Annotated in this window: 16 protein-coding genes; 8 read left to right on the top strand and 8 right to left on the bottom strand. The window is 40.4% G+C overall.

The annotated features are described in order from the left end of the window. Positions 1-14: 14 nt before the first annotated feature. Both AC27JP_RS02095 and AC27JP_RS02090 read left to right on the top strand, forming a co-directional pair. Entirely contained in the window at positions 15-827 is an 813-nt protein-coding gene (locus AC27JP_RS02095) for an outer membrane lipoprotein-sorting protein (RefSeq protein ID WP_487111782.1), read from the top strand. 6 nt (positions 828-833) lie between these two features. Further along, positions 834-2072: a hypothetical protein gene (locus tag AC27JP_RS02090; protein WP_487111781.1), complete on the top strand. Its 1239-nt coding sequence runs from the start codon at positions 834-836 to the stop codon at positions 2070-2072. Between the two features lie 90 nt (positions 2073-2162). Here the strand turns inward: AC27JP_RS02090 and AC27JP_RS02085 are convergent, their stop codons facing one another. Then, a complete protein-coding gene (locus AC27JP_RS02085) occupies positions 2163-3656 on the bottom strand; it encodes a peptide MFS transporter (RefSeq protein ID WP_487111780.1) in 1494 nt (497 codons plus the stop codon). Positions 3657-4038: 382 nt separating this feature from the next. On the opposite strand from AC27JP_RS02085, the gene AC27JP_RS02080 reads away from it, so the two are divergent. Beyond that, complete coding sequence (locus AC27JP_RS02080) at positions 4039-5775, top strand: winged helix-turn-helix domain-containing protein (RefSeq protein ID WP_487111779.1); 1737 nt, start codon at positions 4039-4041, stop codon at positions 5773-5775. Between the two features lie 74 nt (positions 5776-5849). Here AC27JP_RS02080 and AC27JP_RS02075 read toward each other — a convergent pair whose 3' ends face one another. Further along, complete coding sequence (locus AC27JP_RS02075; RefSeq protein WP_487111778.1) at positions 5850-7160, bottom strand: M24 family metallopeptidase; 1311 nt, start codon at positions 7158-7160, stop codon at positions 5850-5852. Between the two features lie 284 nt (positions 7161-7444). Between AC27JP_RS02075 and ggt the strand changes: the two genes are divergently transcribed. The 4 genes from ggt (at position 7445) to AC27JP_RS02055 (ending at position 10709) form a co-directional block, all read left to right on the top strand. Then, positions 7445-9199: a gamma-glutamyltransferase gene (gene ggt, locus AC27JP_RS02070; protein ID WP_487111777.1), complete on the top strand. Its 1755-nt coding sequence runs from the start codon at positions 7445-7447 to the stop codon at positions 9197-9199. A gap of 137 nt (positions 9200-9336) precedes the next feature. Then, positions 9337-9588 (top strand): hypothetical protein, encoded by a 252-nt coding sequence (locus AC27JP_RS02065; protein ID WP_487111776.1) that lies wholly within the window; start codon positions 9337-9339, stop codon positions 9586-9588. A 136-nt stretch (positions 9589-9724) separates the two neighbouring features. Then, positions 9725-10201, top strand: a complete 477-nt coding sequence (locus AC27JP_RS02060) for a hypothetical protein (RefSeq protein ID WP_487111775.1) — start codon at positions 9725-9727, stop codon at positions 10199-10201. A gap of 103 nt (positions 10202-10304) precedes the next feature. Continuing rightward, complete coding sequence (locus AC27JP_RS02055) at positions 10305-10709, top strand: hypothetical protein (RefSeq protein ID WP_487111774.1); 405 nt, start codon at positions 10305-10307, stop codon at positions 10707-10709. Between the two features lie 88 nt (positions 10710-10797). On the opposite strand, the gene AC27JP_RS02050 is transcribed toward AC27JP_RS02055, so the two are convergent. From AC27JP_RS02050 to AC27JP_RS02025, 6 genes are all read right to left on the bottom strand, one after another. After that, the gene (locus AC27JP_RS02050; RefSeq protein ID WP_487111773.1) at positions 10798-11655 is read right to left on the bottom strand and encodes a CPBP family intramembrane glutamic endopeptidase; all 858 of its coding nucleotides are present in this window, start codon (positions 11653-11655) and stop codon (positions 10798-10800) included. A gap of 323 nt (positions 11656-11978) precedes the next feature. Next, positions 11979-12311: a PBPRA1643 family SWIM/SEC-C metal-binding motif protein gene (locus tag AC27JP_RS02045; RefSeq protein ID WP_487111772.1), complete on the bottom strand. Its 333-nt coding sequence runs from the start codon at positions 12309-12311 to the stop codon at positions 11979-11981. Positions 12312-12462: 151 nt separating this feature from the next. Then, complete coding sequence (locus AC27JP_RS02040) at positions 12463-13875, bottom strand: alpha-amylase family protein (RefSeq protein ID WP_487111771.1); 1413 nt, start codon at positions 13873-13875, stop codon at positions 12463-12465. 337 nt (positions 13876-14212) lie between these two features. Continuing rightward, positions 14213-14815: a PilZ domain-containing protein gene (locus AC27JP_RS02035; RefSeq protein WP_487111770.1), complete on the bottom strand. Its 603-nt coding sequence runs from the start codon at positions 14813-14815 to the stop codon at positions 14213-14215. Positions 14816-14837: 22 nt separating this feature from the next. Beyond that, a complete protein-coding gene (locus AC27JP_RS02030) occupies positions 14838-15452 on the bottom strand; it encodes a TetR/AcrR family transcriptional regulator (protein WP_487111769.1) in 615 nt (204 codons plus the stop codon). Next, a complete protein-coding gene (locus tag AC27JP_RS02025) occupies positions 15452-16678 on the bottom strand; it encodes a threonine/serine exporter family protein (protein ID WP_487111768.1) in 1227 nt (408 codons plus the stop codon). The genes AC27JP_RS02030 and AC27JP_RS02025 overlap by 1 nt, the downstream gene beginning before the upstream one ends. Before the next feature lie 226 nt (positions 16679-16904). Between AC27JP_RS02025 and AC27JP_RS02020 the strand changes: the two genes are divergently transcribed. After that, positions 16905-17078, top strand: coding sequence for a hypothetical protein (locus AC27JP_RS02020; protein WP_487111767.1), 174 nt, complete (start codon positions 16905-16907; stop codon positions 17076-17078). The last annotated feature ends 17 nt before the right edge of the window (positions 17079-17095 follow it).

The raw sequence follows: 17095 nt of genomic DNA, 5'->3' as shown, positions 1-17095 counted from the left end.
TTTGGAGAACACTTATGTTAAATAAAAAAACAGCGATGGGAGTTTTTACTAGCCTAGCACTGGCAATAACATCAAATCACGCTATAGCAGAAACGATTATCGATCAAAGCAGTGAACAGCGTGGTTTAGCGATATCGCAAGAAGCAAAATCACGTGATATTGGCTGGGTTGATAATGTCTCAGACATGGTTATGACGCTTCGTAATAAACAAGGCCAAGAGAGTATCCGTGAAATTAAAACCAAAACATTAGAGCTACTTGATGACGGAGATAAGAGTTTAACTATTTTTAACAAGCCAAGAGATGTTAAAGGTACCTCATTTTTAAGCTTTTCTCATCCAGTAGGGAATGATGACCAATGGTTATATTTACCGTCGTTAAAGCGAGTAAAGCGCATATCTTCTAGAAATAAGTCCGGTCCATTTATGGGCTCTGAATTTTCATTTGAAGATTTAAGCTCATTTGAAATTGAAAAATATCGCTATAACTATTTAGGTGAAGAAACAATTAATGGTCTTGCGAGTTTTATGGTTGAGCAATTTCCTGCTGATGAAAACTCTGGCTATACGCGACGTATCGTTTGGTTAGACAAGGTTGAATACAGGGTACAAAAAATTGATTTTTACGACCGAAAAAATTCATTATTGAAAACGCTAACTTATAAAAATTACAAACAATACTTGAGTCAATATTGGCGGGCTGACTCAGCTGAAATGATCAATCACCAAAGTGGTAAAAGCACTGAATTGCAGTGGCACAATTATGCCTTTAAAACCGGTTTAGTTGATGCTGATTTCAACAGAAACACCTTAAAACGTGCACGATAATTAGCGATGAAAATTGTTCATAAAATAAAACAGCTGCCTTTGATGGTTGCGCTGGCCGTTAATATTGCCGTGCAGCCATTGGCTGTTGCTGATGAATTTGAGCTTTCAGGTAAGGTTGGCTTTGAACAACGTTACTTTGAACAACAAGGTCAATATTCACAGCAATTGTCAGATAGCCAAGCGTCAGCTTTTGTTGAACCAGAGTTTTATTGGGGCTGGAACGATGGCTACAGTAGCGTAACGTTTAAACCTTATTATCGCCAAGATGAGTTTGATGATGAACGAAGTCATGGCGATATTCGTGAATTGTCATACATATATGCAGATACTGATTGGGAGTTAAGGGCTGGTATTCGTCGGGAGTTTTGGGGTGTTACGGAGTTTCAACACTTAGTGGACGTACTTAACCAAACTGATGGTGTTGAAGATTCAGATGGCGAAGACAAACTTGGACAACTCATGTTAAATCTTTCTTTAGTGCGAGATTGGGGGATCCTCGATATATATTTGCTGCCCGGCTTTAGAGAGCGCACGTTTGTTGGCCAAAAAAGTCGTTTACGTGGCGCTGCGGTCGTTGACCCTGATGATGTCAGTTATCAATCTTCAGCGAAAGATAAGCACCTAGATGTTGCACTGCGTTGGAGCCGAACAATTGGTGACTTTGATATGGGCGGTTATTGGTTTCATGGTACTAACCGAGATCCATTATTAATGTTGTCAGCTGATACTGGTGCAGAAAAAACACCGGTTTTAAAGCAATACTATAATCAAATGGATCAGTTTGGCCTTGATGTTCAAGCAACGCTAGGTGATTGGCTATGGAAGTTTGAAACGATTTATCGCACTACAGATGATGATGATTTTTTAGCGGCACAAGCAGGGCTTGAGTATACCTATGTTGGCGTTTTTGATAGCAATGCTGACCTTGGTTTATTGCTAGAATATGGCTGGGACTCGCGCGGAGAGGGCGACGAAAACTCGCCAGGAGCTAATATTCAAAATGACATCTTTTTGGGGAGTCGTTTAGCATTCAATGACATGCAAAGCAGTGAAATGCTCGTAGGCTTAGGGGCTGATGTCGAGCATAGTGCGTTTAGTTTTATTGTTGAAGCGAATCGACGTTTTGGCGTGAGTGTTAAAGTGAGTATAGATGTCAGATTAATGCAAAGTAGTGCACAAAATGACGCTCTATATAGTCTTAACGCCGATGACCATTTGCAGCTGGCGGTAGAGTATTATTTTTAATGGCTATCCATAGCCCAAGTTGACTAACAAAGAGAGTTGCTTACGCAGCTCTCTTTGCTTTTTATGCTTACTTATAAAATGCCGTTATGGCTATTTAACACCGTGCATTAGCTTATTTATTTGTGGTCCAATAATAAATAAAAATGCGCCACCTAGGGTGAGTAGCCAAAAGCTAAATGAAAATCCGGTAAGGGCTGAGGCGACCGTCATACCGGTTTCGCCACTCATTGAACCTGCCAATATCCCTGAAAAGTTATTGCCAATTGCAGTACTTAAAAACCAACCACCAAAAGCAAAGCCAGCCAGAGAAGCGGGTACTAACTTACTAACCATGGATAAACCAATAGGTGACAAGCATAATTCGCCTATAGTGTGTAAAACGTAGCAAGCCGCTAATGGCCAAATTGGGATCATGTTATTGGCATCGAGTAAGTTTTCTAGCGCATACACTAACACTAGAAAGCCAAGTCCTGTGCCTAATAGTCCTAAGGCAAATTTACGTGGAATGCTCGGCTCTACTTTTTTCTTATGCATGAATAGCCAAAGGGCAGAAACGAGTGGCGCAAAAATGAGTATTGCCACTGAGTTAACTGATTGAAACCAAGCTATTTTAAACTCAATTGCTTCAGTTATATTCCTATCAACAATGTTTTGCGCCAAAAAAGTGAACGAGCTGCCAGCTTGTTCAAAAAACATAAAAAATATCACGTTGAACAGGAACATTATTAAGCAAGCAATAACGCGTTCGAAAGCGACTTTTCCGTCACCTTTAGCCTGTTTTAATAACAATATGGCTAAACCAACAAAGAGTACAAATAGAATCCATGCCAGCACTTGTGCACCCGCATAAGTCATTAAAATATAAACAGGGACAATGGACGCTACCGCCCCAAGAACAACCGTGACTAGATTTTTAGTCCTCAATGGTGTTTTCTCAACCGTGCCGATACCTTTTAATTGCCGACGACCAATATAAAACCAAACATAGCTGATCAACATGCCGACACCCGCCGCGCCAAAAACGGCTTTGTAGTTATTCATCATTGGCGTATCGGTTAGCGTACTGGCAAGCCATTGAGTAATAATAGGTGAAACCATAGCACCGGCATTAATACCCATGTAGAAAATACTAAAGCCGCTGTCACGGCGATGATCATCTACCGCATAGATTTTACCCACTAAGTTTGAAATATTCGGCTTGAATAAACCGTTACCAACAATAACCGTGGCTAAGCCAATCATAAAAAAGGTTTCATTGGGTAGCATAATTAAGAATAAACCTGCGCCCATGATCACCGCGCCGACTAATATAGAATGCTGTGAGCCAATAACTTTGTCAGCAATATAACCACCGAAAATTGCACTGGCATAAACTAACGCTAAATATGCGCCATAAGTATTTGACGCAAAAGACTGCCCTGATGCATCACCATTAAAAAACTGGGCAACAATGTAAAGCGTTAATGCCCAGCGAATACCGTAAAAAGCAAAACGCTCCCAAAACTCTGCCATGAATAGCATCCACAGTGGTTTAGGATGCCCCCATAAGTTTTCAAACTCCGGTAGTGCTTGTGTAGAAGCCATAATTCCTTCCTTAATTTATATACCAACCAAACTAGCCAAATGAACTTTTTAAATGGCCTAAATTTCTAATAACATCGTTGCTTTCAATCCCAATAGCCTGCTATTGCTCAATCAAGCGCCTTGCTATTAAATATTTATTCTCATTAAAAATTGCTCCCTTAGTTAATTTGATTGGTATTAATTTTATTTGTTGTCATATCAGCTTACGCTTTTGGTTTTTTGCTACTTGAAGTTAAGGTGAAGCAGGCTAAAAGATTTGGTGAAGCTTTGGTGAAGGTGGCTGTAATTCAGTGAAAAACGGCGAATAAATGCAGAGAATCGTTGCACTTTAGTGAAAAGGCGATAAATTAACGGGTACAATTCCATACTGATAAATCGTTTAGTGGCTGATAATTATAACAATACAACTCGCTACATAATTGACGACCTGAACTTAGATGTTCTTCGTGGTGAATTAACTCGCCATGATAAAGTGATCACTTTACCAAAGTTAAGTTACGAATTACTTGTTGCCTTAGCGCAAGCGGCTCCGGCACTATTAAGCCAAGAAGAGTTGATGTTTGCCGTTTGGCCCGATCGTGTTATCGGTGATGAAACCTTAAAACAACGAGTAAAGCTTTTAAGAAAGTCGTTGGGAGATGACGCGTCAGCCCCAACTTATATTGAAGCAGTGCGTGGCCGAGGTTATCGGCTGATTCCCGCGGTAAAGTGCGAATGCGTTGTTCGCCGCCCGCCATCGGTGATGCTAGATTTAAGCGCCAACGACAGGTTTCCAAGTCTGAGTGAAAACCAGTTTGGAACCTTATGGCGACGCATTTCATTGTTAGGATTAATTGTATTTATCGTCGCACTCATTAGTATTGTTTCAACGTCAATATTGATGAATGGTGTCAATCAAAATGAAAGTTCAGCGGTAGGTGATAAACCACCAGCTTCGCTTGCAACAAATAACACTAGCAAAACAAATAGTGTTGAAGATATTCGCGTGACTAAAGCGATGCGCTTTTATACGCGTGGAAGAGATTATTATCATAGGTATCGCAAACAAGATAACGATATTGCCATCGACTTTTTTATCAAAGCCATCAATGAAGACAAGGAGTTTTCGCTCGCTTACGCCGCGCTTAGTCAGGCATATAGCCAGAAATATTTTCAGTTTTCAGGCCAAGAGCATGATAAACAGCTTGCCATTGATAATGCCTACCAAGCACTCAGTTATAACAATAACTCTGCCGCCGCATACAAGGCCTTAGGCACCGCATATTATGTTGCTGGTTGGTTGTCCAAGAGCATAAAAACCTTGCATAGAGGCCTGGTCATAGAAGCTAATGAAATTGAAATTATGATTAATCTTGCCTTTACTTATTCAGAGCAAGGCGAATTAGCGACGGCATTGCAATGGCATAAAAAAATATTACGGCTTGCACCTGAACATGCACTGGCGATGGAGCACACTGGCTTAACACTCGCGCGTGCAAAACAATATAAGTTAGCAGAGGTTTGGTATCAAAAAGCCTTGAGCCTGCAGCCAGATTACTTGTTAACGACTTATCATTTAGCGCAATTAGCTATCGCGCAAAAAGACTACCATAAAGCTTCAACATTTGTTGGCACTGCGCAGGGCAGCAACAGCAAACAAGCCCTATTTTTACAAACACAGGCAGATATTGCCTATTTTCAAGGCGATATTGCGGCTGCTCAACCTTTGTATCAACAAGCTGCTGACTTAACGCCAGAAGCATTTTATTCAAGAGCTAAATTATTGGCAAATTTGTTAGCTAAGCCACTAAACCCGGTAACTGTGACTAATGCAGCGAACAATAGGCAAACATTATTATTAACTGTTGAACAAGCAAGTATTGCCGGATTAAAAGCCAAGCAGCAGCAAGGCAGTGAACAGGCCGAGCTAAGTTTGTTATTGGCGGAGGTTTATAGCGCTAAATCCGATTATAACTTAGCGATGCGTTATTTGACGCAAGCCATTGAACAGGGCTACCAACTTGACTATCGAGTATATCAAGCACCGTTATTTGCGGGCTTGCGTGAGCAAGAAATTTTTCAACGTTTAAGTGCACAAAGCAAAGAAGCTATCGAAGTTGATAGCTTCTTTCAGCAATAGCGTAATAATCAGCACAATAACCTTGTATTTTTAAGTTTACTAAGCGTTTACTGCGGGTTGAGTTTAAGCATGGCTTATACCGTATCTAGTTTGACTAGCTTACCAATTGGCTCGTCTAATGAGCTAGGTGGCATAGTAAACCACTGCGGGCCATTTTTAGTCATGTAAATACAATCTTCTAGTCGTACACCAAATTCACCTTGAATATAAATTCCCGGCTCATTTGAAAAGCACATACCTGGTTTTAATATTTCAGTTTCACCGTGAACAAAGTTAACACTTTCATGACCTTCCATACCAATACCGTGACCTGTTCTGTGCGAAAGCCCTGGTAATTTGTAACCTGGGCCAAAGCCTTTTGTTTGATATGATTTGCGCACGGCGTCATCAACTGAACCTGCTTGCACGCCAAGTTTTGCTTGTTCAAAAGCCACTTGTTGACCTTGTCTTACGGTTTGCCAAACCTCACGTTGTCGTTTGCTTGGCTCACCGAAAACAAAAGTACGGCTAATATCTGATTGGTAGCCGTGCACATTACAACCACAATCCATTAGTACGATGGAACCTTCGGTTAAGGTTTGTTTTTGTTTAGTGCCGTGTGGATATGCGCTAGCTTGGTTAAATAGCGCCATATTCCATGCGCCTTTGCCACCTAGCTGAGTTTGAGCGTTTTTCATGAGTGACTTCACATCACCTTGGCTCATGCCTAACGTTAATTTTGACCAAACATCGGCATAAGCGAGTAAAGTGACTTCGTTAGCTTTATGCATTAATTCAAGTTCGTGCTGGCTTTTATACATACGACAGCCACGAGTTACAGGTTCGGCACTTACGTGTTGCATGTTGGTAAGCTCAGCCATTAAGCCGCTTAAAACAAAATAGCGCACTGAATTTTCAAAGGCAACTTTACCTTTTTTAATACCGGCGTCAGCTAATATTTGTTTGATCAGTGCAAATGGGCTTTCATGTTCTTGCCATACGCGAATGTCGTCACTTACCGCCAAACTTTCACGCACACTTGGCTCTTCAAAAAATGGACAAACCACGGCAACGCTGCCTTCTCTAGGAATAACCACTGCCGTTAAGCGCTCGCTACGCCACCATTGTATGCCAGAGAAATAATCCATTGCTGCGCCGGGTTCAAGCACTAGTGCGGCAATATCAAGTTGCTGCATTAATTTTTGCGCTTTGGCGATACGTTGCAGTCTTTCTGCTTTGCTAATCGGTTTTACTGAACCCGTAATGGGTACTAATTTTTTTGTTGTGTTTTTAGCTTGGTTTTCATTGTCGACGTGGTTGCTGCCGGCAATAGCTGTTCCTGCAAAACTAAGGGAGGCTAAGCTTGCACCGCTGGCTTTTAAAAAGGCTCTTCTGGTTATATTCATTTGTCATCCTGCTTTAGCTATCAAGATAAATTTGGCAATAGCTTGAACGAGTTAAATTTTAATGGCTTCACGCTAGCGGTTTTTTAATGGTCGAGCAAGCCATTACCGATAAATTGTTGGCTAATTACGGTGAAAAGGTAAAAATTGAAATTAGGTGCAAGTTGTATGACGCGACTTAACCTAAAAACTGGGCATATCAGCGAGTATTTTTTGTACATCGTTAAGCGTCGTGTTATCAATAATGTTCAGCAATAATTTTAGGCTTTGAGTGAGAATAATAAAATATGATAAAGCACAGCACGTTTTCGCGAATCAGTCGCGCTGTTTTCAAATATAGTATCCTTGTTTCTTCGGCGGTTATGTTGCAAGTTCACGCCAATGCCGACCGAGTGACCGGCAAAACCCATGCTACCCGTTCAGAAGTTATTGCTGCCAATGGCATGGTGGCAACTAGCCAACCGTTAGCCACACAAATTGGTTTGCAAGTGCTGAAAGATGGCGGCAATGCCATTGATGCTGCTATTGCTGCTAATGCCGCGCTTGGCTTAATGGAACCAACTGGCAACGGTATTGGCGGTGACTTATACGCGATTATTTGGCATGCAAAAACTCAAAAGCTTTATGGCCTTAATGGTAGTGGTCGTTCGCCTCAATCACTCACCTTTCAAAAACTTAAAATTGAACTTGAAGCATTAGATCGCAAGAACATTCCCCCTTACGGCATGTTACCAATTTCTGTGCCGGGCACGGTTGATGGCTGGTTTGAAATGCACGATAAATTTGGCAAAATGCCAATGAAAAAGGTGCTAGCACCTGCTATCGATTATGCCAATAACGGTTTTCCTGTTAGCGAACTTATTGCATATTATTGGGATAGAAGCGTTCCAAGATTGTCGCCACAGCCGGGTAGTTTTAAAGATACCTTTACCATTAATGGCAAAGCGCCGCGTAAAGGTCAAATATTTAAAAACCCTGAACTGGGCAATACCTTGTCGTTAATTGCACAGCAAGGCCGAGAAGCGTTTTATCAAGGTGAAATAGCCAAAAAAATTGATAGCTTTATGAAAGCCAATGGCGGTTATATTACTCGTGAAGATCTCGCTAGCCATACTTCTACTTGGGTTGAACCTGTTTCAACCAATTATCGTGGCTACGATGTTTTTGAACTTCCACCTAATGGCCAAGGTATTGCCGCGTTGCAAATACTCAATATGTTAGAGCCATACAACTTATCCGAGATGGGCTTTTTGTCAGAGCAAACGCTGCATGTGATGACAGAAGCGAAAAAATTAGCCTTTGAAGACCGAGCTAAGTTTTATGCTGATACTGACTTTTATGATGTACCGCTTACCGGATTAATTGATAAAAAATATGCCATGGAGCGTAAAAAACTGATTGGTGAACGCGCAGCTAAGCGTGTTGATGCGGGTAATCCGGCTATGTATCAAGGCGACACTATATACTTAACTACGGCGGATAAAGACGGCAACATGGTCTCACTTATTCAAAGTAACTACCGAGGTATGGGCTCAGGTGTAGTAGTGCCGGGGTTAGGTTTTGTTTTTCAAGACCGTGGTCAATTGTTCTCTATGGATGCAACACATGCTAATGCTTATCAACCGAATAAACGTCCGTTTCATACTATTATCCCAGCCTTCGTGATGAAAGACGGTAAGCCCTTTGTTAGTTTTGGTTTAATGGGCGGCGCTATGCAGCCACAAGGGCATGTACAAATTGTCACTAACATTATTGATTTTGGTATGAACCTGCAAGAAGCGGGCGATGCCACACGCTGGCAGCATTATGGTTCAACAGAGCCGACCGAAGCTAATGGCAAAACTTTAGTTGATGGCGGTCGATTGGTTATTGAATCTGACATTCCTTACCAAACAGTGCGCGGCTTAATGCAACGTGGCCATAAAGTTGGTTTTGATATGGGCGGCTATGGTGGCTATCAAGCGATTATGTGGGACGATAAAGAAAAAGTGTATTATGGCGCCTCTGAATCAAGAAAAGACGGACAAGCCGCTGGATATTAAGCACGAATTTTAACGTTAACTACTGCTGATTATTTACAATATTTGTTATGCTGTTGCCAACTGATTTACTAAGTCAGTTGGCTTTTTTATATCTGTAAGAAACAGAAATTCAAATACTGGAAGTAAGAAAATAGCTGATGGCAAAACCCAATAAAAAAGGCCCAACTAAAACCGTTGATATATTTTGCATCGGCTGCAATACGATATTATTTAAGTATCGCAAAGGTGGTAAGGGCGCATTAGTAAAAAGCTTTAAAGAACGTATTAGCCAGGACTACACCACAGTGCCATGTATTTGCCCCAAATGCCAAAAACCATTTGCCCGTGAAACCCTGATTCGTGGTTTACCTGCTTATAAGTTTATTGGTGGTAAGGTTTGGTTTAAGTAGTGGAGTATTCTTAAGCCTATACTAGAAAAGTTATAGGGTTTATAAGGCTTTAAGTTTATGACATATTAATTAAATAAATATTTTGGAACGAGCTGTATTATGAAAATATTCTTTTTCCTCTCAAAGGAGAACTCATTTGACTCTAATTGATGTTTTGGATTCAGCAGTGAAAATAGGTTTGGGGGCAGCAATAGGTGCTATATCTAGTTTCTATACACTAAAGAGAACACAAGTTTTTGAGGTAAATAAACGGAAGGAAGATTCATTTAATAAATTACTCGATGAAAGGAAAATTGCTTATATTGAATTTTCCTCTTTGTCACATACATTAATCCAAAAATATGAATACCAGTGGTGTGATGCTTCGGGTGAAGATTATCAAAGTTATCTTTTGTTATACAGTAAAGTGCAAATATTATCTCCAGATATTATTCGTTCTGCAATGGGTGAAGCATTTAATGCAGTTACGGTATTCATATCGTCTAACAAACAGATAGCTAACCAAGATACTGAAACTAGTGAACATCAAGACAGATTAATGTATAACTCTCGTGAAAAATTATCTATATTCCAAAAGTATGCTCAATTAGATGTTACTCAAGTTTATACGTAACCAAAATCATGATAAGTCTCTTTGTAGGGCAGTAGCTTTCCAATTGCTAATTTTGGATTACTAATCTACTGCTTTCATTCAGTCTTAGATAAAGTGGGGAAATATGAAACTATTACTAATATTATCACTATTGTCATCATCAGTATTTGCCGCTAAACCCGACTTAAATACCTTTTCCGAATCTTTGGATTATGCGCAAGTCACTAAAGTGCTTGCTACACAAAAGTCTAACGGTACTTGGTGTTTTGGCACCTCTGTTAAGCACAATGATCAAGGCTGGGATCATTACGCTGATGCTTGGGAAGTTATCGATTTAGATGGCAATAAACTTGGTTATCGGCAACTGCATCACCCACATGATCATGAGCAGCCGTTTACTCGTAGCCAATGTAATATAGACATACCGACAGATATTTCTCAGGTGATAGTTCGAGCCAAATGCAATCAGCATGGTTATGGCGGTAAAGCTATGGTTGTTGACCTGAGTAAAAGTCAGCGTAGTCATTGAGTTTAATACTATTGAGCCATTGGTATTGAAAATAATAAACGCGACGGTAAAGTCGCGTTTTGATAAATAAGAAAGAAGATATCGCTAATTATTCAGTTATCAGCTTTTGTTTTCCAAACTCTTTATGGCCTTTCTTCCAAAAGTACACTGCGACAATTGCGGTGATAATAGCGACTATAATACCAAACTCGTCGATGTACCAAGCTGATTTTTCATGCTCTAGGGTTAATGGCGTAAAGACTTTCTGCATAAATACATTCCAACTCATGTGGAATATTACCGCCGTCCATAAACTGTTCGTTTTGTATCTCAGGTAAGTCATGATCATTGAGGCACTGGTTAACGCTAAGGTAAAAACAATGAGTTGATAATAGAGAGGAGTGACACTGTTGCCGTATAAGCCAGTAATGATCAGGGGCCAGTGCCAGCTTGACCAGATAACACCACTGACTAAAGCAACACCGGTAAATGACATAAATGAAGAGAGCTCTTTAACAAGCAATCCTCGCCATGCAATTTCTTCACCCAAAACTGAAGGTAGCGCTAACATAAAAGAAACAGTGGCGGTAAATAGCAATTGAAAAAGGATCAGATTCCAGTCAGCCCAGCTTTCTAAGTTGTATTTTTCCTTTTTCTCTAAAACAAACTCTGCGTTATACCAAGTGCCGAAATCACAAAACCAAATGATTGAATAGGATAATGTGATAATAGCTAGCGGCAGCAAGTAACTTTGCCATTGATATTTCCAACTTCCCCATGCCCAACCTAAGCCGGAAATTGTACGCTTTCTAATTATGCAGGTTAAAATTGCGGCAAGACCGGCTGACATCATCAATGGTGAGGCGCTTTCTGTTCTAAATATCAGCCAATAGCCTATGATATATAGCACTATGGTAAGGCAAAAGAACAGCAATAGCGTTATGGTGGAATTGCGTGTAATTTTCAATTGATAAATCCTTTTTAATTATTATTTTAAAACCGAGTATTGCAGGAATGTGATAATTTCACTTTTTATTAAGAGTGAACACAGCAAATAGAATGCCATTTGAAAAGTACTTTAAAAACAATTGTTTATTATTTGCTATATGTTAGTTTATGTCAGCATTACTATTTATTAGCGATAAGTAATGCTTTTAGTGGTTATTTCGACTATGTAGTTTGTGTTTACTGCACTCAATAAAAAACGCGACGGTAAAGTCGCGTTTTTTGTTTAATGACAGAACATATTTCCCTGTTTGTCATCGCTGATTTTCTGAATTTAGAGAATTGTTAAGCGCAGCACTTTTTGTACTTTTTACCACTACCACATGAACAAGGATCATTTCGGTTCGGCGTTTTCTCAAATGTGGTGGTGCTTGGTTTGTTTAAGATAGCGTTCAATTCATTAATATCTTCATCGGCATTGCTATCAACTGTAATATCAGCAAAGAGTTGATGTTCGGCTACTAGTGCTTCTACTTCTTGCAGTCGTTCATTATTTGCAACCACTAAGGTTAACGGATGCTTTTCTGTGCCAAGCTTAACAACGCGCTTAGTATTGTAACCTGACTTTACATGGTTGACTCGGGTGTGAATACGCCCTTTGTAATACAGATCGTGCATGATGAACTCCGCTCATTGAATACCTAGTTTTAGCGCGGCAGTATAACGTAAAAAGTAAAATAGTCGACTGTTGAGTTACTTCATTTCGATATGGCTAAAATATGCAGTGGGACTTTAACAAGATTAAAGTCCCACTGCGCTGATAGTTTGGCTATTCCATTAACCACATTCTCGCTTTACGACCGGGTAAGTAGAACTTGTGCCACTGGCTGTTAATGTTTTGCACGTCAATACCTTCAACAACATCACGGTAGTTTTTATACCACCACAAGTTATGCTCGGCGGTGTTCACCCAAACGTCTTGACCACTGTCACACTTGTTAATACCAACCACACCAATGTGATCACGTTTGAATAAAATAATGCAGTCGTTAAAGTTCATCACCTGCATGCCATGACCTTGTGCGGCATTGTGAAATTTAACCATTCCAGCAACATCTGAGCGTTTATATAAATCGACCCAGCGACTACCGTCATTACTTTCGTTATGATCTGAGTAGATCATTGGTGTACCACCATCGCGCCCTAAAATGTAGGCATTGGCTAAGGTTTCGTCGGTGGCATTAAGAATTTGGTATCTAAAGCCGTCGTTACTTGGAATATCATGGGTGATTGAAAAGGTGACCGCTTTGTCGCCCGCTAATGCTTGGCCGTATGCACCAGGGTCAACAAGCTGATTCATTGAACCACCAAAGCCTAATGCGCCGCGCAGGGAAGCGAATAACGGAAAGTCGTAAGCGTCATGGCCGGTGTCATTTAAATAAGGCGCTAGAAAGCTGTCATAACTGTTGTCGCCAGCACCGCCTGAAGTAATGATTTCACCAAAAACGTGTACACCATTTTTTATGTCGTTATTAAATACGGCATTAATATGATAGTTACTCATGTGCTTGGCAGCATCAACACGAAAGCCAGTAACACCAATGGTTTTTAAGGCTTGTAAGTAAGCTTGTTGTTGTGAAACCACCCAGTTGTTTGGGTCTAAGTCCGGTAAGCCAACATCGCCATCGCCACCACATAAACGCCAATATTGTACGTGGCCGGGATTACCCCAGTCAGTAATACAACCGGCAGGGTGAAAATCTCCCGCACCTAAATTACCTTGTTGTAAATCGCCGAAAAGTTTAATTGAGTTATAGTAGCTGGCGTTCGCTGCATACTCAGCCAATACTTCGCTACCCGGGTAATTTAAGTCTGAACGTTTATACGACTCGTTTGCCATATGATTAAATACGATATCAGCATAAGTTTCTACGCCTTTGGCTTTAAGGGCATTAACCATATCTTTAAAGTCGTTGGTATCTCCAAGCGGACTATGAATGAGTCGAATGTCTTGTGGCTGATAGCGAGCCCACCATTCGTTGCCTGACGACTTGTAAGCGGGAGAAACAAGTACTTTCTTGTAACCTAAATCTGCAATTTCTTGTGCTTTAGCGGCAACGTCGTCGTAGGTCCAGTTAAATGCGTGCAATATGGTATCGGCCGCTGAGTATTGGCTAAAGAGTAGGGTGCCGGCTAGTGCCGTTGCTTGTGTTACTTTTTTTAAGGTGGTTTTTAGTTTCATGCTTTCCTCGTTTGCTGCTAGTTAGGTTTTTATGCTTGTCGTTATTTTTATTAGTTTGCTTTTGAGTGAAATGTTTCTGTTTTGTTAACAGAACTGAGCATGAATTGAGCATAAATTAAGCATCGAAAATTAACTAGATAGCTGCATACGTATTCATATCATAGGTATGCAAAATAGTGCTTTGTCTATATTTGGCAGAAAAACGTTAACTGTAGCAGTTAATTAGCCGTGGTTTGAAAATGCGCGTGGTGCTCTGAGTTAAGCTAAAGGTAAGTTGTAAGTTGTTGTGCTGATAGGCTTTAGGTGAGTTGTTCTCACTCACCTGAATTATCTGTAGCTAGTTTTTATCTTGGTTTCGTTGTTGGGCAAGTGCTTGCAATTGTTTTGATTGCTGGTGCAAGCTATTTCGAACTAGCGCTTCACGATCTTCTTCACGAATATGGTGGAAGATAACTTTGTGCTGTATTTGCTCTTCAGTTTGCTCGATAGCGACTATTTCACCAATACAGTAAACCGCACTATTTTCTTCGGCAAAAAACAGTTTTAACTTTAAGTGATCACCCAAGTTAAAGTTTGCATCGCTCGTTTGAAAAATAATACCACCACCACCAAATTTCACTGCTTGATAGCGTTCATTTGTGCTGTCTTGTTGGCTAAGAATATAGCCGACCAGTAAATCCATTTTTTGTGCTTGGTGGTTTAAGTATTCCATTAATTGGCTAGCAACACCGGCGACAGCTTGCAGAGGACGTAAGGCACTTTGGTCTAAGGTATTTATTTCTGAGGCAATTTTAAATGGTGTTGGCATATCATTTAAAAATTGCTCATAACTAGGTAAGTGCTCTGAGTTTAAAGCCAGGGCATTAATATTAAAGCGATAATTAATGGAGAAGAATTCATCAAATTGCGCTAGTTTTGTTTTATCTTCAGATGTTGCCATGTTTGCTTACCTTAATTAGTGTTTACGACTTATTTACGCGATTGTTGACAAGAAAAACATTGACCGCACATTCACACATTTCATCAATTTGACTTGCCTGTGCATAAATTCCGTCAATAACTAAACGCGCAATGCCATGTAATGTTGCCCAAGAAACCTGCGCCAGTCGTAAGGTGTTTTCGTCAGCGTTAATTATGCCTTGTTCTTGCCAAAGTGTCGTCATTTCTACTTGATAGTTGAAACTGGCATAGGCAATACTTTTCAAGGTGTCAGTACTGTTATTTTCTTTCCAGATAACGCGACCAAACATCAGTTCATAAAGCGATGGGTTTTCTGTGGCAAAACCAATGTAGGCATGAACAAAATTTCGATACTTGTCTTCATTAGACACATTCTCTGTTGAGAATATTTCACTGGATAATTGGTGCCAGCGCTCAAACCCTTGTTGAGCAATGGCGCAAAGTAAATCATTCTTATCGGTGAAGTGATGGTAGGCGGCAGTACGCGACACGCCAATACGTTCAGCGAGTTTGCGCAATGACAAGTTTTCAATACCCGCTTCAGCCACCATGTCACTGGCATTAATGATCAACGACTTGCGTAGATCACCATGGTGGTATTTGGTTTTGCTGACCATTACAGGGTTTTTCTCGAAGGCAAGGCAACATTGGCAAAGATTAAACCAGCCACTAATGACATGAAAATTAAGAAGGCTTGTGAGCCAATATCAGTAGCATTGAGCATGGTTTGCCCTGAAACCGCATGGTTCAAACCAATGTAAACCTTACTCCCAGGTACCAATACCACTAAGCCCAGCAATTTCACCACGCTTGATGGTAACTTCATGATGCGAGAAAAAATATTACTATAAATGCCCAAAGCGAAAGCACCAACAAATGCGCCTAGGGCAATGCCTAAATATTCCGCGCCAATCATGCTGGCGCCAAAGGCGACATAACCTGAAATAATGCCCCATGGAGCATCTTTTTTACGACATCGAAACAAAATAACTAGGCTAATTGATAAAGTCGTTACTGCTGCCCAAACCGTCCAATCCGGCGTGTGTGGCGGCTCAACAAAAGCCACATCACCCCAGAGCATTTTTCCTAGTGCAATACCTAGCACACCGCCAAAGTAAATTTTAAATAGGATCATAACCGCATCCATGATCCTTGCCGTGCCTGACATTAAATTACGCGCGGCGAGTTCAGAGAGTGCCAGTGTTAATGCCAAGCCGGGTATAAAAGCTATGATGCTTGATAATATTACCAGTGGCACGTTAATACTGGGGTCAATTAACGCAATGGCTGAGGCCAAAAATGCTGATGTTAGTGCTGAAATTGGCTCTAACATGTCGGTAACACGTTTCGAACGTTCAGCCCAAAAAGTAAATAAACAGACCATCATACCTAACAATGTTGACCAAAATACGTCATGCCAACTGGTTTGCATCAACATGGCAAAAGCACCGCTTGAGGCACCAAAGGCAAGGAAGGTTAAATAACGTCCATAAGGATTCGGCTTATTTGCAATCTCATCTAAGCGCTCTATCGATTCTGCTAAGGTTCTTTGACCCGATGTTAATTCATCAACAAGTTCGTCGGCACGTGCTAGTGAGCCTAAATCGAGATCGCCGGGAGCAACCCGAAGAATATGATTATAATCTTGGTTCTCATGATCTTGTGATAGCACAAAGGTTAATGAGGTTGGGGTAATAACAAACGAGCCAAATAAGCCTAAACTTTCAGAAACGTTAGTTAAATGTGCTTCAAGTCGGTAAGCGGGTGTACCAAATTTATGTAAGGCCTTGCCTAAACGAATTATAAATCGACGTTTATCGATAAAATTGTCAGTACATGTCATGGCAATAGAGTTCAGTTTGTTTGCAATTTTTTCTATGGTAAATGATTAATTTTAAAATGAAAGCACAGAAGTAAATTCTTAATAAAATTTCTGTTAAATGCAGATAATTTATTCGTTTCTCGTACAATTTACGGATGCCATTATTATCGGTATGATGCGGTAATAGTAAGTTGTTCAATTGATGATTCAATTTGGCATCATGCACTTTATAAGGACAGTAAATTTTATGACATTATTGATTATTTTACTTTGTGTATTTGGCGCCGTTGCCCTGATGGTAATACTCGGTCAGCGTTTTGGTAAACCCATGGAAGTAGAGCAACAGCAGAAATACTCTAAAATACTTTGGGTGGTGGTTTTTATTGCCATTATCGGTGCCATTATTCGTGAGATGTTGTAACGGTGCGACATAACAAT

It is taken from the genome of Colwellia sp. SU-HH01172 (assembly GCF_057553355.1).
The sequence above is the reverse complement of the archived record's forward strand: the minus strand, read 5'-3'. Positions and strand labels throughout refer to the sequence as shown.